Origin of the sequence: Xanthomonas sp. fls2-241-TYG-148 (genome assembly GCF_030208815.1) — a bacterium.
GTDB lineage: Bacteria > Pseudomonadota > Gammaproteobacteria > Xanthomonadales > Xanthomonadaceae > Xanthomonas > Xanthomonas campestris.
The window spans coordinates 58,934-77,867 of sequence record NZ_JARVTE010000019.1; the positions used below are offsets into that span (position 1 = coordinate 58,934).

Annotated in this window: 18 protein-coding genes; 4 read left to right on the forward strand and 14 right to left on the reverse strand. The window is 66.5% G+C overall.

Annotated elements, in window-relative coordinates; genetic code table 11:
- The first annotated feature begins 15 nt into the window (after positions 1-15).
- Positions 16-1,101 (forward strand): acyltransferase, encoded by a 1,086-nt coding sequence (locus QRM60_RS17905; protein ID WP_285446769.1) that lies wholly within the window; start codon positions 16-18, stop codon positions 1,099-1,101.
- A gap of 33 nt (positions 1,102-1,134) precedes the next feature.
- On the opposite strand, the gene cobA is transcribed toward QRM60_RS17905, so the two are convergent.
- From cobA to QRM60_RS17940, 7 genes are all read right to left on the reverse strand, one after another.
- The gene (gene cobA / locus QRM60_RS17910; protein WP_170873827.1) at positions 1,135-1,881 is read right to left on the reverse strand and encodes a uroporphyrinogen-III C-methyltransferase; all 747 of its coding nucleotides are present in this window, start codon (positions 1,879-1,881) and stop codon (positions 1,135-1,137) included.
- Positions 1,882-1,946: 65 nt separating this feature from the next.
- Positions 1,947-4,745, reverse strand: a complete 2,799-nt coding sequence (locus tag QRM60_RS17915) for a nitrate reductase (protein ID WP_285446770.1) — start codon at positions 4,743-4,745, stop codon at positions 1,947-1,949.
- Complete coding sequence (gene nirD / locus QRM60_RS17920) at positions 4,742-5,107, reverse strand: nitrite reductase small subunit NirD (RefSeq protein ID WP_186829686.1); 366 nt, start codon at positions 5,105-5,107, stop codon at positions 4,742-4,744. The genes QRM60_RS17915 and nirD overlap by 4 nt, the downstream gene beginning before the upstream one ends.
- Positions 5,104-7,521: a nitrite reductase large subunit NirB gene (gene nirB, locus QRM60_RS17925; protein ID WP_029217224.1), complete on the reverse strand. Its 2,418-nt coding sequence runs from the start codon at positions 7,519-7,521 to the stop codon at positions 5,104-5,106. The genes nirD and nirB overlap by 4 nt, the downstream gene beginning before the upstream one ends.
- 58 nt (positions 7,522-7,579) lie before the next feature.
- Positions 7,580-8,749 carry a nitrate/nitrite transporter gene (locus QRM60_RS17930; protein WP_172666357.1) on the reverse strand — a complete coding sequence of 390 codons (1,170 nt, stop codon included), beginning with the start codon at positions 8,747-8,749 and terminating at the stop codon, positions 7,580-7,582.
- A gap of 373 nt (positions 8,750-9,122) precedes the next feature.
- The gene (locus QRM60_RS17935) at positions 9,123-10,193 is read right to left on the reverse strand and encodes a CmpA/NrtA family ABC transporter substrate-binding protein (RefSeq protein WP_285446771.1); all 1,071 of its coding nucleotides are present in this window, start codon (positions 10,191-10,193) and stop codon (positions 9,123-9,125) included.
- A 4-nt stretch (positions 10,194-10,197) separates the two neighbouring features.
- On the reverse strand, positions 10,198-10,770 hold the full coding sequence (locus tag QRM60_RS17940) for an ANTAR domain-containing protein (RefSeq protein WP_011037167.1): 573 nt from the start codon (positions 10,768-10,770) through the stop codon (positions 10,198-10,200).
- Positions 10,771-10,854: 84 nt separating this feature from the next.
- On the opposite strand from QRM60_RS17940, the gene QRM60_RS17945 reads away from it, so the two are divergent.
- Positions 10,855-11,853 carry an NAD(P)-dependent oxidoreductase gene (locus QRM60_RS17945; protein ID WP_228945635.1) on the forward strand — a complete coding sequence of 333 codons (999 nt, stop codon included), beginning with the start codon at positions 10,855-10,857 and terminating at the stop codon, positions 11,851-11,853.
- Between the two features lie 24 nt (positions 11,854-11,877).
- On the opposite strand, the gene QRM60_RS17950 is transcribed toward QRM60_RS17945, so the two are convergent.
- The 3 genes from QRM60_RS17950 to QRM60_RS17960 are packed head-to-tail and all read right to left on the reverse strand — an operon-like array spanning position 11,878 to position 14,099.
- A complete protein-coding gene (locus QRM60_RS17950; RefSeq protein WP_011269778.1) occupies positions 11,878-12,240 on the reverse strand; it encodes a hypothetical protein in 363 nt (120 codons plus the stop codon).
- Positions 12,224-12,802 (reverse strand): molybdenum cofactor guanylyltransferase, encoded by a 579-nt coding sequence (locus QRM60_RS17955; protein ID WP_285446772.1) that lies wholly within the window; start codon positions 12,800-12,802, stop codon positions 12,224-12,226. Before QRM60_RS17955 ends, QRM60_RS17950 begins: the two co-directional genes overlap by 17 nt.
- A 46-nt stretch (positions 12,803-12,848) precedes the next feature.
- Positions 12,849-14,099, reverse strand: coding sequence for a molybdopterin molybdotransferase MoeA (locus QRM60_RS17960; protein ID WP_285446773.1), 1,251 nt, complete (start codon positions 14,097-14,099; stop codon positions 12,849-12,851).
- A 172-nt stretch (positions 14,100-14,271) separates the two neighbouring features.
- Between QRM60_RS17960 and QRM60_RS17965 the strand changes: the two genes are divergently transcribed.
- Complete coding sequence (locus tag QRM60_RS17965; protein ID WP_042599066.1) at positions 14,272-14,547, forward strand: hypothetical protein; 276 nt, start codon at positions 14,272-14,274, stop codon at positions 14,545-14,547.
- Here QRM60_RS17965 and xth read toward each other — a convergent pair.
- Positions 14,544-15,614: an exodeoxyribonuclease III gene (xth, locus tag QRM60_RS17970; RefSeq protein WP_116923766.1), complete on the reverse strand. Its 1,071-nt coding sequence runs from the start codon at positions 15,612-15,614 to the stop codon at positions 14,544-14,546. The two genes, QRM60_RS17965 and xth, sit on opposite strands and share 4 nt — an antisense overlap.
- Before the next feature lie 143 nt (positions 15,615-15,757).
- Here xth and QRM60_RS17975 point away from each other — a divergent pair, with 143 nt between their 5' ends.
- On the forward strand, positions 15,758-16,528 hold the full coding sequence (locus QRM60_RS17975) for an OBAP family protein (RefSeq protein ID WP_285446794.1): 771 nt from the start codon (positions 15,758-15,760) through the stop codon (positions 16,526-16,528).
- Between the two features lie 30 nt (positions 16,529-16,558).
- Here QRM60_RS17975 and QRM60_RS17980 read toward each other — a convergent pair whose 3' ends face one another.
- The 3 genes from QRM60_RS17980 to QRM60_RS17990 are packed head-to-tail and all read right to left on the reverse strand — an operon-like array spanning position 16,559 to position 18,852.
- Positions 16,559-17,728, reverse strand: coding sequence for a zinc-dependent alcohol dehydrogenase (locus QRM60_RS17980; RefSeq protein WP_285446774.1), 1,170 nt, complete (start codon positions 17,726-17,728; stop codon positions 16,559-16,561).
- Positions 17,725-18,270 (reverse strand): hypothetical protein, encoded by a 546-nt coding sequence (locus tag QRM60_RS17985; RefSeq protein WP_285446775.1) that lies wholly within the window; start codon positions 18,268-18,270, stop codon positions 17,725-17,727. Before QRM60_RS17985 ends, QRM60_RS17980 begins: the two co-directional genes overlap by 4 nt.
- A gap of 3 nt (positions 18,271-18,273) precedes the next feature.
- A complete protein-coding gene (locus QRM60_RS17990; protein ID WP_162275367.1) occupies positions 18,274-18,852 on the reverse strand; it encodes a DUF4142 domain-containing protein in 579 nt (192 codons plus the stop codon).
- Positions 18,853-18,934: the final 82 nt, after the last annotated feature.

Below are 18,934 nucleotides of genomic sequence, written 5' to 3' on the forward strand. Positions count from 1 at the left end.
GGCAGTGCCACCTGCATGGTCTCGGTACCCGCCCGTTCCACCATCCGCGTGCTGCAGGCCGGGCGCGCGCTCGCCGCGTTGATGGTGGTGGGCAGCCACATGCTGTTACCCACCACGCACCTGGTGGAACCCGTGCCGGCGTGGCTGGCCGCAGCCATGGCGCATGGCTATCTGGGCGTGGATTTCTTCTTTGTGCTGTCCGGTTTCATCATCTACTACGTCAACCACGCCAGCGCGGCGCTGCCCGGCTGGAGCCATGACTACGTCACCAGCCGGCTCAGCCGCATCTATCTGCCGTACTGGCCGGTGGGTATTGCCTTGGCGCTGATCTACACACTGCTGCCGGCGCCGGACGATGGTGGTCTGGACTGGTCATGGGTCACTACGCTCACGCTGCTGCCGGTCGGCGGGCAGTCTGCGCTCGGCGTGGCCTGGACGCTCAGTTACGAGTTGCTGTTCTACGCGCTGGCGTGGATGTTCTTTCGCAGCGGCCACCCCTTGCGCTGCGCGCTGGCCTGGGCTGCGCTCACCCTGCTCTACAACGCATTCCTGCACGCCGCCGCACTGCAGCCTGCCGACGCGCGCGGCGCTGGCGCATGGGCCGCCCCGTTCGAACAACCCATCGATCTCTCCTGGCGTGCGCTGCTGCTGCATCCCATCACGCTGGAATTTGTGTTCGGCATGCTGGCTGCACGCGCAGTGTTGAGCGCAGCGCGTTGGCCGCTGCTGGTGTGTGCGCTGCTGGCGCCACTGGCGTTGCTGTGCTTCGTGCTGGGCGGCCTGCAGCGTGCACATTCGCCGCTGCTCGGGCTGGCGATTGCCGCAGCGCTGGTGGGGCTGGTGCGTGCCGAATGGCGCGGCTGGATCCAGGTTGGGCCGGCGTTGGTCCTGCTGGGCAATGCGTCCTATGCGATCTATTTGGTGCACATGCCGCTGATGTCGGTGGTGGCGCGTGCCACGCGGCGGCTTGGGCCCGCCGCGACCTGGCAGGTGAACCTGCTGCTCAGTGCGGCCGCGGCGATTGCGCTCGGCGTGGCCTACCACCTGTGTTACGAACGCCCCGTGTTGCGCCACGCACGGCGGTTGCTGTCACGCCGCTAGCTGCGGTGTAACAGCCCAACACGGCGCACTGCCTCAACCCACGGCCTGCTGCAGCAGCAGGCCAAGCGAGTCATCGCACGCGGCATTGGCTTCGGCCATTGCCCCACCCACCAGCAATAGCGTGGGCAGGTCCGGCGGCAGTGTGGCAGCAGTGCGGCCCAGCTCGCCCAGCGTCGTGAGCCGGCGCTGCTGCTCGGCGCGCGTGGCCGCCTGCACGATGGCCGCCGGCGTACTGGCCGGCAGATGCGCTAGCAAGGCACTGGCCACTGCGTCGGCCCGGCGCAGCCCCATGTAGATGCCCAGCGTGGTGCCGCTGGCCGCCAGCGCGCCCCAGTTCGGCCCGCCGTGGTCGTGCGTATGCGCGGTGACGAAGGTGATGCCATGGCAATGCGCGCGATGGGTCAGCGAGACCTCCAGCGCCGCCGCGGCCGCGAACGCCGCGCTGACCCCGTTGATCACCTGCACGCCCACCCCGGCGGCGCGCAGAAAGGCGATCTCTTCGCCGGCACGCCCGAACAACAAGGCATCGCCGCCCTTGACGCGCACCACCTGCACGCCTTGCAGCGCGTAACGGCGCATCAGCCGGCAGATGAAGTCCTGCGGCGTGGAGCGGCAGCCACCGCGCTTGCCCACCCGGATCACGCGCGCCTGCGGTGCCAGTTCCACGATCTGCGGGTTGGCCAGATCGTCGAGCAGCAATACCTGTGCGGTGGCCAATGCCTTCACCGCCTTGATGGTGAGCAGTTCCAGGTCGCCCGGGCCGGCGGAGAGCAACACCACATCACGACAGCGGGAGGACGAGTTGAGCATGGCAGCGGTCTCGCAAGGCAGGAGGGGACGCGCGCTCAGGCACGCTGGGACGGCCGGCACAGCCGGGTGAGTTGTGGAACGCAGGAGCCACACACCGTTCCGCAGCCCAGCCGTTGCTTGAGCTGCGCCAGGTCGGCGCCGTCGTCGATGGCGGCATGAATCGCGGCGCTGGAGACGTGCATGCAGGTGCACACAATCGGATCGGCCGGCGCACCCTGGGTCTGCGCAAACACGGCCAGGCGTGCGCCGCACCACGGCTGCCCGCGCAAGGCCGTGTCCAGCAGCGACTGATTGGCCGCGCTGGGTTGCGCCGCAGTGAGCAGCACGCCATCGATATGGCTGTGCCCGTCCTGCAGCCGCCAGCCCACACGGCGCATCAGCCCGCGGCGCAGGTCGCGGTATTCGAGCACGTCGGCACCGGCCGGTAACTGCAACGCAGCCACCAACCGATCGATCCACTCCGCTGACGGCGCGCGCTCGCAGGCCGCATGCAACACCGCCCACTGCCCGCCCGCATCGCCGCCCGGCTCGGCATGCAGGCGCAGGCCGGCATAGCCGCAATCGCGCAGCAACGGCTGCAAGGCTTGCTGCAGGGCCAGCGCATCGCCGCGGCGTGCCGCCAGCAGATGCCAGCCGAACGCGGCCTTTTCCACACGCACGGCGGCGTGCTTGAGCTCGGGCTGCTGCGAGCGTGTATCCACGGCCGGCGTGCTGACTTCGTTGATGCCGCCGCTAGCCAGCGTCTGCGCGCTCCAGTGCATGGCCGCAAACACCGTGCCCGAACGCAACTCGTCGGACAGTTCCAACGGCAGCACCAGCGCGCCGCGCTTGCTGGCCACACGCACCAGTTCGCCCGCTTGCAGGCCACGGCGCACGGCATCGTCCGGATGCATGCGCAATGCCGGTTCGGGGCTATGCGCAAACGCACCGGGCACGCGACCACTGCGTGACATGCCATGCCACTGATCGCGCAAGCGGCCGGTCAGCAAGCGCATCGGAAAGCGTGCCGAGGTGGGCTCGGCAACCTTGCGGTACGGCGTGGCATGGAAGCGCGCACGTCCGTTGGGGGTTGCAAACACGCCATCGGTGTAGCGTCGCGCTTGGCCTTGCGTGGCACCCGCCGGGAATGGCCACTGCTGCGGCCCGCGTGCATCCAGCACGGCATGATCCAGGCCGCCGATATCCAGGTCGCGCCCTACCGTCAACGCGCGGTGCTCATCGAAGATCTGCGCCGGCGTGTCGAACGCGAACAGGCCGGCGCCCTTCTGCGGGGCCAGGCGCGCTTCCAGCCGGCGTGCCACCTCGCGCGCAATCCACCAGTCCGCGCGCGCCTGGCCGGGCGGTTCCACTGCCTTGCGCACGCGGGTGATGCAGCGCTCTGAGTTGGTCACGGTGCCGTCCTTCTCGCCCCAGCTGGCGGCCGGCAGCAACACATCGGCATAAGGCACGGTGTCGGTGCCGGAGAACGCGTCCTGCACGATCACCAGTTCGGCCTGCTCCAGCGCCGCGCGCACGCCATCGATGTCAGGCATCGAATGCACGGGGTTCGTGCACACGATCCACACCGCCTTGAGCGTGCCCGCGCGCAGGCGCTCGAACAATTGCACCGCCGGTGCGCCCGGCGTGGCGCTGATGCGCCCGGCCGGCACGCCCCAGGCGCGTTCCACTTCCGCGCGCTCCTGCGCATTGCCGATCTCGCGGTGCGCGGCCAGCATCGTTGCCATGCCGCCCACTTCGCGCCCGCCCATCGCATTGGGCTGGCCGGTCAACGAAAACGGCCCCGCGCCCGGCTTGCCGATCTGGCCGGTGGCCAGGTGCAGGTTGATCAGCGCCAGGTTCTTGTCGGTGCCATGCGCCGACTGGTTCAAGCCCATGCAATACAACGACAACGCGGCCGGGCTGCGCCCGAACCACTCGGCCGCCTGCACCAGGTGCTCATGCGAGATTCCGCAGATCTCGGCGCTCATGCGCGGTGTGTATTCGCGCAGCATGTGCTTGAGGGCATCGAAGTCTTCGGTCTGCGCCGCAACGAAATGCGCATCCACCAGACCCTCCCAGATCAGGTGATGCAGCATGCCGTTGAACAATGCGACGTCAGTGCCGGGTTCGATGGCCAGGTGCAGGTCGGCCATGGCCGCGGTGTCGGTACGACGGGGATCGATCACGATCCAGCGAATCTCGGGGTTGCGCGCGCGTGCGTCTTCCAGCCGGCGGAACAGCACCGGATGCGCGTAGGCCATGTTGCTGCCGGCAAACAGCACCGTCTGCGCCAGCTCCAGATCCTCATAGCAGGTGGGCGGGCCATCGGCACCGAGGGCGAGCTTGTAGCCGGTGACCGCGCTGGACATGCACAGGCGCGAGTTGGTGTCGATGTTGTTGGTGCCCAACAGCCCCTTGGCGAGCTTGTTAAAGACGTAATAGTCCTCGGTGAGTAGCTGCCCGGAGACATAGAACGCCACTGCATCCGGGCCGTGCTGGTCGATGATTGCAGCCAGTTTGCCGGTGACGTGACTCAAGGCCTGGTCCCAGCTCACCGCCGTGCGCGGTGCGTCGCGGTGGCGTCGCAACTCCGGCGCCAGCAGGCGGCCCTGCTGGCTGGCCGCGGTCTGCGGCAATGCCAGGCCCTTGCTGCACAGGCGCCCGTGATTGGCCGGATGCAGCGGGTCACCTTCGATGCCGACGATGCGCTCGCCGGCGTCATCGTGCGTGCTGTGGATCAACACGCCGCAGCCAACCCCGCAGTAGCAGCAGGTGGAGCGCGTGGTGCGATGCATCGGCGAGGACGCGAGCGGCTGCGCCTCACCACCGAGCGCCGTCAGCAGGCCATCGCTCATGCGGCCGGCTCGGCAACGGCGTCGGCCTGCAGCACCGGCTGCAGCACGATCCACACCGCACCGGCCTCCACCTTCACCGGATAGCGCGGTGCGCAACCCACATCCGGTGCGCAGGCCTGGCCGCTCTGCAAGGCAATCGCCCAACCATGCAGCGGGCACGTCACGGTCTCTCCGGCGACGATGCCCTGCGACAACGGCCCGCCCTTGTGCGGGCAGCGGTCGCGCAAGGCAAATACCTGATCGCTGGCGGTGCGGAAGATCGCAATCGGCGGCAGGCCCTCCACGTCGAGCACGCGCGCACCCAGTTCGGGCAGGTCCTGCAGCGGACACACACGCACCCAGGGGTTCTCGGCCATGCTCATTCCTCCACCGTGGCGGCTGGCGCGGCGATGCGCAGCGGTTGGTATTCCTGGCGGCGTTCGCCGGCGATGCGGGCCTTCCACGGGTCGACCAGGCCTTCGAGCGAATACAGCAGGCGCTCGTAGAGCGCGCGCCGGTTGGCGGCATCGTCCACCACCTGCGCGCGGATGTAGTCCAGCCCCACGCGCGCGATGTAGTGCACGGTGCGATCCAGGTAATAGGCCTGTTCGCGGTAGAGCTGCAGGAACGCGCCGGTGTATTCGCGCACCTCTTCGGCAGTGGTCACCTTGACCAGGAAGCGCGCCACCTCGGTCTTGATGCCGCCGTTACCGCCAACATGCAGTTCCCAGCCCGAATCCACCGCGATGATGCCCACGTCCTTGATGCCGGATTCGGCGCAATTGCGCGGGCAGCCAGACACCGCCAGCTTCACCTTGTGCGGGCTCCACATGTTGGCGAGCATGGTTTCCAGATCGATGCCCATCTGCGTGCTGTTCTGCGTGCCGAAGCGGCAGAACTCGCTGCCCACGCAGGTCTTCACGGTGCGGATCGACTTGCCGTACGCATGCCCGGACTGCATGCCCAGGTCGCGCCATACATCCACCAGGTCTTCCTTCTTGACCCCGAGCAGATCGATGCGCTGGCCACCGGTCACCTTGACCATCGGCACCGCGTATTTGTCGGCGACATCAGCGATCCGGCGCAGTTCGCTGGCATTGGTCACCCCGCCCTTCATCTGCGGAATCACCGAGAACGTGCCGTCTTTCTGGATGTTGGCGTGCGCACGTTCGTTGATGAAGCGCGACTGCGGGTCGTCGATGGCTTCATGCGGCCAGGTCGACAACATGTAGTAGTTGATCGCCGGCCGGCAGGTGGCACAGCCGTTGGGTGTGCGCCATTCCATGAAGGCATAGGCCTGCGCATGGGTCAGCAGTTTGTGCTCGCGAATGGCACGCCGCACCTCGCCATGGCTCAGGTCGGTACATGCGCAAACCGCCTTTGTTTTCGGGGTTTCCTGGAAGTTGGAGCCCAGGCAGTTCATCAGGATCTGCTCCACCAGCCCAGTGCACGAGCCACACGAACTCGCCGCCTTGGTGTGCTTCTTCACCTCGTCTACGGTGAACAGGCCCTGCTCGCTGATCGCCTTGACGATGGTGCCCTTGCACACGCCATTGCAACCGCAGACTTCGTCGCTGTCGGACATGGCGCTGGCGCGGTCCTGGCCACCGGTGCCCGAATCGCCCAGTGCGCTTTCACCGAAGATCAGCTGGTCGCGCTGCGCCTGGATCGGCGTGCCGTCCTTGAGCAACTTGAAATACCAGCCACCATCGCTGGTGTCGCCATACAAGCACGCCCCCACCAGCACGTCGTCGCGGATCACCAATTTCTTGTAGACGCCGCCGGCCGGGTCGGACAGCACGATTTCCTCGCAGCCATCGCCGCCCATGAAATCGCCCGCAGAAAACAGGTCGATGCCGGTGACCTTGAGCTTGGTCGATGCCACCGAACCGCGATAGATGCCGATGCCGAACTGCGCCAGATGGTTCGCGCACACCTTGGCCTGCTCGAACAACGGCGCCACCAGGCCGTACGCAATGCCGCGATGGTTGGCGCACTCGCCCACCGCATACACGCGCGGGTCGAAGCTTTGCAGGCTGTCGTTGACCACGATGCCACGCGAACAATGGATGCCGGCTTCTTCGGCCAGCCGCGTGTTCGGGCGGATGCCGGCGGCCATCACCACCAGGTCGGCCGGGATCTCGCTGCCATCGGCAAACCGCACCCCGATCACCTCGCCCTGCGCGTTGCCGAGCAGCGCGCTGGTGGCGGTGTTCAAGCGGAACTCCAGCCCGCGTGCGCGCAAGGCCTGCTGCAGCAGGTTGCCGGCCACCGGGTCGAGCTGGCGTTCCAGCAACCAGCCGGCCAGGTGCACCACGGTGACCTCCATGCCGCGCACTTTCAGCCCGTTGGCCGCTTCCAGGCCCAGCAGGCCGCCACCGATCACCACCGCGTGTTGGCGAGTGCGCGCGGTGTCGATCATGGTGCGCGTGTCCTGGATATCGCGGTAGCCGATGACCCCTTTCAGGTCGTTGCCGGGAATCGGCAGCACGAACGGCACCGAGCCGGTGGCGATCAGCAGCCGGTCGTATTCCGCCTCGGTGCCATCGGCGGCGATCACGCGGCGACGCACGCGGTCGATGCGGGTGACTTCCTTGTTCAAGTGCAAATGGATGCCGTTGTCGCGGTACCACTGCAGGGGGTTGAGCACGATGTCGTCGAACTCCTGTTCGCCGGCCAGCACCGGCGAGAGCAGGATGCGGTTGTAGTTGGGATGCGGCTCGGCCCCGAACACGGTGATGTGGTACATGCCCGGCATCAGCTTGAGCAGTTCCTCCACGGTACGGATGCCGGCCATGCCGTTGCCGATGACGACGAGTCTGGGTTGCTTCATTGCCTGGATTCCTGTCGACATGTCAGACCCGCGCCGCGCCGGCGGTGGACCATTCGCTGCGCCATTGGGTCTTGACGCCGGCCAGCAGCGCCCAGCCACCCAGGGCGAACGCCGCGAACAACCACATGCCGATGGCATAGCTGCCGGTGTGCTGCTTGAGCACGCCCAGCCCCGCGGCCAATGCAAAGCCGCCAATGCCGCCGGCCATGCCGATCAGGCCGGTCATCACCCCGATGTCCTGGCCGAAGCGCTGCGGCACCAGCTGGAACACCGCGCCATTGCCGGCACCCAGGCACAGCAGCGTGAGCACGAACAGCCCCAAGGTGATCGTGGCCCCACCTGCGCCAAAGCCGGCGATGCCGACCAAGGTGGCGACCAGCAAGTACACCGCCAGCAAGGCGCGCGTGCCGCCAACGCGGTCGGCGATGACACCCCCGAGCGGGCGCATCACCGAGCCGGCCAGCACGCAGGCGGCCGTGGCCCAGCCCGCGGTGCGCGCATCGAAACCGAACTGGTCGTGGAAGTAACCCGGCAACGCGCTGGCAAACCCGGAGAAGCCGCCAAAGGTCACCGAATAGAAGAACATGAACCGCCACGCGTCGCGATTGCCAACCAGCACGCGGCCGTAGTCGGCCCAGCGCTTGCGCGCAACCGGTGTGGGCGCTTCGCGGGCAATCAACACAAACACGAGCAGCGTCAGCACCAGCGGAATGCACGCCAGCCCGAACACGTTCTGGTAGCCGAATGCCAGCGCCAGCATCGGTGCGAACAAGGCCGCCAGCACCGTGCCGGAGTTGCCGGCGCCGGCAATGCCCATCGCCGTGCCCTGGTGTTCCGGCGGATACCAGCGCGATGCCAGCGGCAGCGCCACAGCAAACGAGGCGCCGGCGATGCCGAGCAGCACGCCCAGCAGCAGCACCTGGCCCATGCTGTGCACGCCGAGTTGCCAGGCACCAAACAACGAGGCGATCACCGCCAGCTGCGCCACCACGCCGGCGCGCTTGGCGCCGATACGGTCGGCCAGCATGCCCAGCACCAGGCGCAACACCGCGCCGCACAGGATGGGCACCGCCACCATCAAGGCGCGCTGTTGCGTGTCCAATCCCAGCGCCTGCGCGATCGGCACCTGCAGCGGACCGAGCAGGTACCACACCATGAAACTCAGGTCGAAATACAGGAAGGATGCGAACAAGGTGGGCGTGTGCCCAGATCGCCAGAACGAACGCTGCATAGAGGCATCTCCGAATGCGATGGCCAAAAAAAAACGGCGCCCCTCCGGTAAACCGGAAGGACGCCGTTGTCCTGGATGCGCGCGGATCGCCGTTGACCCGCTGCATCGTGTTCGTGTTGTGGCGAGTGCGCCGTTGCACCCACACGTGGTGCTACGCAATCAACGTGCCAACTTTTGCACTCCGCGATCACCGCGTGCAAGTGCTTGAAACGTAGGTATTTCAGCGGCCTCGCAGTAGACGCCATGCCAGCGGGACCCAGAGCCACAGCGGAGCCAATGCCCGGCTTTCGTGCGGCGATGCACCAACTGTGTGCGTCGCGGTCCCGCTGCGCGCTCAGGCGGCCGGTGTATCGAACAGGCGGTTGATGCGCCTGTCCGCGTCGGGCGCGGTGACGCCGGCACGCTGTGCAGCACGGCGATAGTTGTCCAAACGATGGATGTCGTGCAGGCGCGTTAGGTCGGCCGCTTGCAGCGTGTGCCAGCCCCAACGCTGGAATTGCTCCAGGAACCACTCGCCATCCGACAGCCACGGCATGTTCACCGCGCCACCGCGATGGAAGGCCAGCGCACTGGGGTCCACCGACACCGTTGCCGCGTCGGCATCCAGGCATGCGGCCAGATGTGCGGCCGGCACGCCGATGCAGTCAGGGTCGGCCAGCCACTGTGCGCACTGCGCGCGATTGGCCGGCGCGGCATCCAGCCAGCGGCACGCCTCCAGTACGCAGGCGGTCAGGCGTTCGCTCAGTTCCGGCTGCAGCGCGGCGAACTCGCGCCGGCACGCCAGCACTTTTTCTGGATGCTCGGGCCAGAGCTCGCCGCTGCGGATCACCCGCTGCCCGCTGCCCTGCGCCTCGGCCACGGCGGCCCACGGCTCGCCGGAGCAGTAGCCGTCCACCAACCCGCTGGCCAGCGCCTCGGGCATCTGCGGTGGCGGGATGCTCACTACATCCACATCGCGCATCGGGTCCACGCCGCAGGCAGCCAACCAGTAGTACAGCCACAGCGCGTGCGTGCCGGTGGGAAAGGTCTGCGCGAACACCACCCGGCGGCCCACTTCAGCCAACACCTGCGGCAACGGTTGCCCTGCCGCCACGGCCTGTGCCAGCGCCGGCGCCAGGGTGATTGCCTGGCCGTTGTGGTTGAGCGTCATCAACAATGCCATCGGACATTGCGGGCCACCAACACCCAGGTCGATCGCATACACCAGGCTGGCCAGCGTGTGGGCAGCGTCCACTTCGCCGGCCAGCAGGCGGTCGCGCACGCCGGCCCACGAGGCCTGCCGGCGCAGCTGCAGTTGCAGGCCGTACGCGTGGTCCAGCCCCAGCCGGCTGGCCGCCACCAGCGGCGCGGAGTCGATCAGCGGCATATAGGCCACGCGCAGCACGGGAAGTTCGGCTTGGCTCATGTAGTCATCCCAACAGATCGGCCATGGCGACGATGCGGCGCGCCACCTCCGCCAGCTTGACGCCCTGCTTCATCGCCTGCTGGCGCAGCGCGGCGTACGCATCGGCTTCGCTCAGTCCGCGTTTTTCCATCAGCAAGCCCTTGGCGCGGTCGATCTGCTTGCGGTCCTGCAAGGCTTGCTGCACTTCGTCCAGACGTTTGCGCATGCTGTTTTCGTGCGCAAACCGGGCCAGCGCCACCTGCACGATCGGCGCCAGCCGCGCCGGCGCCAGCCCATCCACCACGTAGGCGGTAACACCCGCGCCGACGGCGGCATGGATCAACGCATCGTCGCCATCGCCGGAAAACATCACCACCGGCCGCGGCGCATGCGCATGCAGCATCGACAACTGTTCCAGCGTGTCGCGCGAGGGCGAATCCACATCGATCACCACCACATCCGGCTGCTGGCTCTGCACTGCGTGCAGCAAGGCGCTGACCGATGCCACATCGTCGAGCACCGTATACCCGGCGCGCGACAAGGCCTGGCGCAGTTCGCCAATGGGCTTTTCGGTATCGTTGACCAGCAAAACACGCATTGGCGGCGGCGAGGCGTGGACGTGGCCCGATGGTGCCATGCAACATGCTGCCGGTGCGAGCCATCTTTTCCCGGAGCCAGCCTGATGCCGTTGTTCCCGTTGTTCGCAAACTTGCAGGCGCGCGCAGTGCTGGTGATCGGCGGTGGCGAGGTCGCCACCCGCAAGGTGCTGGCCCTGCTCAAGGCCGGTGCCCATATCCGGCTCTACGCGCATGCGCTGTCGCCGGAACTGGATGTGTTGATGCAGGCCGGGCGTTTTGAACAGCTGCGCGGCAGTTTCGATGCGGCGTGGATCGATGACGTGTGGCTGGTGGTGGCCGCCACCGACGACACTGCGTTGAACCAGCAAGTGGCCGCCGCCGCGGGTGCGCGCCAGCGGCTGGTCAACGTGGTCGACGATGCGGAGCTGTCCACGTATCAAGTGCCGGCCATCGTCGACCGCGACCCGTTGGTGATTGCGATCTCCTCCGCAGGCGCGGCACCGATGCTGGCGCGACGGCTGCGTGAGCGGCTGGAACGTGAGCTCGATGCCTCCGTCGGCACCTTCGCCGGCTTGTTCGCGCACTACCGCGAGCGCATTCGCAGCCAGTTCCCTGACATGAATCGCCGCCGCCGCTGGTTCGATCGCGTGATCGACGGGCCGGTGCCGCTGCTCCTGCAAGGCGGCGACACCGCCGCCGCCGATGCGGCCTTTCGCCAGGCGCTGGAGGATGCCGACGCGGTTCCCGCGCGTGGCAGCGTGCAATTGGTCGGCACCGGCCCGGGCGATCCCGGCCTGCTCACGCTCAAGGCACTGCGCGCGATGAACCTGGCCGATGTATTGCTGGTGGCGCACGACGTGCCGGAGGCGGTGGTGGAACTGGCACGGCGCGATGCATCACGCCGCGTATTGCCAGCCGATGTGGCCGAGCAGCAGGCCCTGTTGCTACAGCTGGCTGGCGACGGCCTGCATGTAGTTGCGCTGCGCGGCGGTGCGGGATTCGAGGCGGCGCACGCGCAGCGCATCGCCGATGCGCTGCAGGTGCAGGGGCTGGCCTGCGATCAGGTGCCGGGCGTGGTTGCGGAGCCGCCAAGCGGCGACTGACTGCGCGGCAGCGGTGTTACCGCGTCAGCTCTTGGGCAAGCGCTTGCGCGCACTGTCGCGCACGTCCACATCGAAGGTCACCTGCAAGGTCATGTGTTCGGCATGCCCGGCGCCCGCATCGAAGGTGAAGGTCAGCCCATCGCGGCTGGGCAAGCGCCGCGCATGCTCTTCCAGCGCATCGCGCGGGAGCGACAGCTGCCAGTGGTCGGTGGCGCAATTGCAGCTGGCGTGCCCGCCGGTGAGGCTGACGCTATGGCGCACCAATCGCGCGCCCTGCCCGCTTGGCAGCCGGCTCAGGTTGTCGATGCTGCGCCCATCCAGCAACGCGGCCAGTTCGGCCTCGTCGATACGGAACCGCAGGTGCTGACCTTCAATCTGGATTTTCATGGATGAGCTGAGTCCACTGCGCGGGCGTATTGCAATTGACGAACGCGGCACGTTCTGTGGCGGTGACGGCCACGCGATGGCACTGCAGTGATTGCTGCAAGGCGCGCAGCGCACGTGACGCTGCCGGCGCCTCCAGCAACTGCGCCAGGACAGCGCGGAGCTGTGCGTCCACCTGCACGCGCATCGGCAGCATCTCGTCTTCGAAGGTGGCGCAGCGTGCATCCGGCGGTGCCAACAGGCGTGCCAGCAGTGCACTAGACAGCAACGGCATGTCGACCGGCACCACCAGCAAGGTGGTGCCATCGGCAACGCCATCAATCACGCTGGCCAGGCCGCCCAGCGGCCCGAGGTCGGCCCGGGCATCGGCAATGCCGGCAAACTGCGGGTAGTTGCCGCTGACCAGCACCTGCTGCGCGCCGGCTTGCAGCAGCAACGCCTGCATCTGCGCAAGCAAGGGGCGGCCATGCCACGGCAACAGCGCCTTGTCCTGGCCCATGCGCGAGGAACGCCCGCCCGCCAGCACCACACCGGTCCATGCGATGACTGCGGGTGTCGTTGTCATGCAGGCGTGCCTGTTGCAGGCCATTGCGCAGATTGCTCAAAGACCTTCATGGCACGAATACCGGCGCAGCCGGTTGCAGATGGCCCAGGCCGTACACCTGCGCCACCGTGCTGGGTGCAGCACCGTCCGGCTGCGGCTCCACCACTGCCCAGACATTGGCCTGCAGCAACGGCGCCACGCGAAAGGATTCCTGCTGCGGCAACACGTGCACGCTGAGCACGCCCGCGGTCGAGCAAGTCAGCTGCGCACGCAGATGCTGGCGCCATACCGGCCGCGCCGGCAGCGGTGCGTGCAAGGCAACTGGCAGGCCGTGTTCGTGCGGCATGCCAAGCAAGCCTCGCAACGCGGGCTCGACAAAAAAGCGTAGTCCTGCCGCGCTCGCCATTGGGTTACCGGGCAGGCCCACATACAGCACGCCATCCGGCAGGCGTGCCAGCAGCACCGGCTTGCCCGGCCGCACCGCGACCTTGTGGAACAGACGTTGTGCGTTGTGCCGGGCCAGCGCATCGGGAACAAAGTCGTAGCGCCCACGCGACACCGCGCCGGTGCTCAGGATCACATCCGCGCCCGCCTGGCGCGCCTGTGCCAGCGCCGCATCGAAGGCCACCGCGTCGTCGCCCACCTGGGCCTGCCACACCACCCGCGCACCGGCCGCACGCAACTGGCTGAGCAGATAGTGGCTGGTGCCATCGCGAATCTGCCCGGGCAACAAGGGCTGCTCCGGGTTGGTCACCAGCTCGCGTCCGGTGGCGATCAGCGCCACGCGCGGCTGGCGCATCACTGGCACGCGCGCGCAGCCCAGCGCGGCCAGCACCATCGCATGCGCGCCACGCAACAGCGTGCCGGCTTCGATCACGCGGTCGTGGACCGCCACGTCCTCGCCACGGCGCCGGATGTGCTGCCCCGCACGCACGTCGGCACGCAGGCGGATCAGGCTGGGGCGATCGGCATGTTGTGCCAGGATCTCGAGTTGCTCGATCGGCACCACGGCATCGGCGCCCGCCGGCAACGCGGCGCCGGTCATGATTTCCCACGCAGCACCGTCAGCGGTCGCAGGCACTTCACCGGCAGCGACTGTCCCGGCAATCACATAGTCGCTGCCGGCGCGCGCACCGTTGCCGGCAGTGGCCAGCGCCACGCCGTCCATCGCGCTGTTGTCGAATGGCGGCAACGCATCCGGGCTCGACACGTGCTGCGCCAGGATGCGGCCTTCGGCCTCTGTACTGCTCACCCATTCGCCCGCAAGCGGTGCCACCTGCTGCTGCACAATCGCAAGGGCCTCGGCGTAGCTGATCATGAGCAGGAAGGGCCGATCGATGGATGACCTGGCTAGGATACCCGGCCGCTCGCATGCCGGGTACCGCGTGGCCATGGGGCGCCGCGCAACGCCACGTGTGCTTGACCCTGCTCGAACGCCCCGCCCACATCCACGCCGGCACAGTTGCCGCGTCCCCTCACTCGCTTCGCGCATGCAATTTGTCGATCTCGTCGGCTGGCTCGCCAGCGCCGTCCTCATTGCCACCCTCATCCGCCAGATCTACAAACAATGGCGGTCGGACCAGATCCAGGGCGTATCGCGCTGGCTCTTCATCGGGCAGATCACCGCCTCGCTGCTGTTTATTCTCTATAGCGCGCTGGTTGGCAATGCGGTGTTTATCGTGAGCAATGCACTGATTCTGGCGACCGGCATCACCGGCTATGTGTTGCAGCGGATCAAGTTGAAGCGGCTGGGTGGTCGCGCTTAAGACGTGGGGCGTTTGCTGGTCTTACGCGTCGTCGTGGGTGTTGCCTTCCTGCCTGTAGGTGCAGCCGATGCGGTGTTTGCCGATGCCTTTTTGGCTGTTGTCTTCTTGGTGGCACACTTCCTTGCAGCTGTCTTGGTGACCGCAGTGGTCTTCGCTGCGTTCTTTACTGCCTTCTTCGTCGCAGACGGCTTCTTCTCGCCCGCATTTGCCGCAGCCTCCTTCACGTTGGGGCGCTTGCGTGCAGGCCCGGCCGCAGCTGCTGGCACTGCATCGGTATCTGGCACATCCACCGTGATCCAGGTCGGCGCATGATCGCTGGCCTTCTCCAGCGCACGCACCCACTTGTCCACCCCGGCATCGCGTAGCCCCGCCGCCAACGTGCGGTTGAGCAAGAGATGATCGATGCGCAGCCCGCGGTCACGCGCGAAGTGCTGACGAAAGTAGTCCCAGAACGTGTAGACCGGTGCATCGCCGTGGATGGCCTGCAGGCTGTCGGTCCAGCCCTGCGCCAGCAACTGCGCGTACGCGGCGCGGCTCTCCGGCTGCAGCAATGCGTCCTTGCGCCACCCCTTGGGGTCGTAGATGTGCGCATCGGTGGGCACCACATTGAAGTCGCCGATCAACGCAACCGGATGTGGCAGCGCCACCAGCGTGGCCGCATGCCGAAGCAGGCGCTGGAACCACTTCAATTTGTAGTCGAACTTTGGCCCGGGTTGCGGGTTGCCATTCGGTAGATACAGGCAACCCACGATCACCCCATGGATGGCGGCCTCCAGATAGCGGCTCTGCGTGTCCGCCGGATCCCACGGCAGGCCGCGCCGGATCTCTACCGGCTCGGCGCCGCGCGCCAGCAGTGCCACGCCGTTCCACGACCGCTGGCCTTGCCAGATCACCCCGTAGCCCGCATCGCGGATCGCCTGCTCCGGAAATGCCTCCTGCGTGGATTTCAATTCCTGCAGCCCCACGATATCCGGCTGCTCGCGTTGCAGCCATTGCAGCAGGTGCGGCAGGCGGCTGGCGATGCCATTGACGTTGTAGGTGGCAATCGTACGTTGAGTAGTGGGCATGGGCGAGCGGCCGCTGGCGTGGATCAAGAGCATCGCGTCTAACGCATTAACCCGATGCTCAAGCGAGGTGAAGCTGCGCGTGTGCACCGGTGCGCACTCACGCGCAGCGAACCCCTCGCATCCTTAGCCTTGGCAACCCCTGTATCGAAGGAGACCGCATGCGACCGTCCCTCTTGTTGCTGCCGCTGGCGTTTTGCGCCGCGTGCTCGCGCATTCCACCGCCGGTCACACCGCCGGGCGCGGAAGAAACCACCAAGACCAATGTCCTCGAAGCCGGCGCCAAGGTGCTGCAATCCAATGGGCCGGTGGGCAAACTCGATATCTACCTGGTGGGCTTTCACCCAATGAAGGATGCGCCGGAGCAACAGATGGAAGCGCATCACTACTGCCACCAGGTCAACCAGGATCTGGCGCAGTGTGCGCTCTACGATGGCAATACGGCCGAGGCCAATCTCACCGGCATCGAGTACATCATCTCCGAAAGCCTGTTTGCGCAACTGCCCGCGCAGGAACGCGCGCTCTGGCATCCGCACAATGGCGAGATCCTGTCCGGCCAGCTCTCTGCACCCAATCTGCCGCTGGTTGCCGAAAAGGAACTGATGCGCAGCAAGATGAACAGCTACGGCAAGACCTGGCACACCTGGCATTCGCGCAAGGGCACCGCACCGGGCGACACGCTGCCGCTGGGCGAACCGATGCTGGCGTGGTCATTCAGCCGCGCTGGCGAGATCCAGCAGCAATTGATCGAGCAGCGCGACAAGGCGGTGACCATTTCTACGGCCGAGCGTCGTGCCGATCGCAAGGACCTCACCGAGCTCGCAAAACCGCAGCATGGCGTGGATGCCCTGCACCGCCACTTCCCCGAAGCGAAGCCGATCCCAGGCGTGGTGGATGCCGAGGCAACTGCGCAGTAAACAACGGAATGCTATCAATCACTGAGCAACTTACGGAACAAACGCCGCGCGCACGCACCCTTCGTGCTTGTGCTTGAACATCTCATAGCCGCGTGCGGCCTCTTCCAGCGGCATCTTGTGGGTCATCAGGAAGCTCGATTTGAGCCGGCCTGCGCGGGCCAGGTCAAGCAATCTGGGCACATACAACTGCCCATGCTGTTGTGCGGTGCGCACGGTCAGCCCCTTATTCATGACCGCGCCGAGCGGGAATTTATCCATCAGCCCATACACGCCCAGCACGGACAGGATGCCGCCCTTGCGGCAGGCCAGGATCGCCTCGCGCAACGCCTGGCCGCGGTCGGTATGCAGATGCAGCGCCTGCTTCACGCGGTCATAGGCATGCCCCATGCCGGTGCCATGGGCCTCCATGCCGACCGCATCGATGCAGGCGTCTGGCCCGCGCCCGCCGGTCATCTCGCGCAGCACATCCACCACGCTGTCGACAGCCGAATAGTCGATGACCTCCACACCCAGCACATCGCGCGCCATGGCCAGGCGCTCGGGCAGGCGATCGATCGCAATCACCCGCTCTGCCCCGAGAATGCGTGCACTCTGCTGCGCCATCAGGCCGACGCCGCCACAGCCCCACACCGCCACCGTATCGCCCGGCTGGATGTTGCAAAAGTCCGCACCCATGAAGCCGGTCGGCCCGGCATCGGACAAAAATAAGGCGTCCTCATCGGACACCTCGTCCGGCACTTCGAAGCAACCAACGTCAGCATGCGGCACCCGGATATAGGTGGCATGCGAACCGGCGTAGCCGCCAAAGGCATGCGTATAGCCGTAAATACCGGCGGTGGGGTGGCCTAGCAGCGGCTCCTGCATTTCCCAGTGCGGGTTGGTGTTGTCGCACAGGGAATATTCCTTGCGCTCGCAATGCCAGCAACCGCCGCACGAAATAAACGAGGGCACCACCACGCGTTGCCCCACCCGCACGTTCTTCACTGCCGGCCCCACTTCCACCACCGTGCCCATGAACTCATGGCCGATGATATCGCCCTCGCGCATGGTGGGCAGATAGCCGTCGATGAAGTGCAGATCCGAACCGCAGGTGGTGCTCAAGCCCACCTTCAGGATGACATCGCGTGGATTGACCAGCACCGGATCGGGCACCGTTTCCACGCGCAGGTCGTTGACGCCGTTCCAGCACAGTGCTCTCACACCTGTTCTCCTGTTGCCTGGGAATGTCTGTCGCCACGTGCCGCCGGCGTGTGCGCCAGGGTCGGAATCTCCCCTGCCTCCAGCCATGCGCGCAGCCGCCGCAATGTCTTGCCCAGCAGCACGTAGGGCGCTGGATTCACGAGCTTGGTGAATAGCTGCGCGATCACGCCTTCGACCGCGTAATGCAGTGTGGCGGTGACCTCGCTGGCATCACGCCCACGTGCGGGCCGCAACTGCAGCAGGACATCGACCTGCAGGCCATGCTCGCCCTCGGCGATGTAGCGCACCGATTCCCCCAACCGCGACTCGGCGCGGCGCAGCTGCACGCGCAACTGTTGCTGTAGCGGCGCGCGCAATTCCCATTCGGACGCATGGCCGTCCCCATCGACCAACACGGCGGCGCCCTCGAGCAAGCGCTGCTGCACCGTGGCATCGCACCACGCATCCAGGATCTGATGCGGCTCGGCACGGATGGTCATGCTCCGCACGATGTGTGTGCCCTGCGCATCGGCGGCCACCGGGTTGGTCGGGGTCAGGCTCATGGCTTACTGCACCCCGGCATTCTTGGTGGTGGTTTGCAGGGCCTTGGCGGCGGCGAGATGGTCGGCCACGTGATGGCGCGTGGTCTTCAGGTGCTCGGCCACCTGCGGGTTTTGCGCTGCCGGGATCAGTTTCTTATCCAGTGCTTCCAGTGCGTCGGTGTGGTCCTTGACCATCGCCTTGATGTAGGCGGCCTGGAATTGGTCGCCCTCGAGCTTTTGCAGTTTGCTCAGCTCTGCCTTGCCCTTGGTCATTTGCAGCTTGGCACCCATCGCAGAGGTATCCGGCGACCACTTGGCGATCTTCTGATTGTTCTCGGTGTGCTCCTTGATCATGCGCGTGGCGTAATCACGCACCCCGCCGGTGGCCTGCTTCTGCAGCGCCAGATTGGCCGCGTTGATCTCACTGGTATTGATCGCGCTGAGCATCCCTAGTGCTTCCTGCTCGTCTTCGCTGGGCGCGGCGCTGGTTGCACTTTTAGGTGCCGTGTTACTGCCGGGCTGGGTAGCGGTCTGTGCCTGCGCGCTCATCGCAAGTCCAAGCGACAATGCCAGGCCGGCCAGGAGTGGGGATGCAGTTTTCATGGGCAGTTCTCCAAAGGGATGTGGTGCAAGGATGCTGGCCCGCGCGGCGTGACTCGCTCGTCGAGCGCATGTCGAGACATGG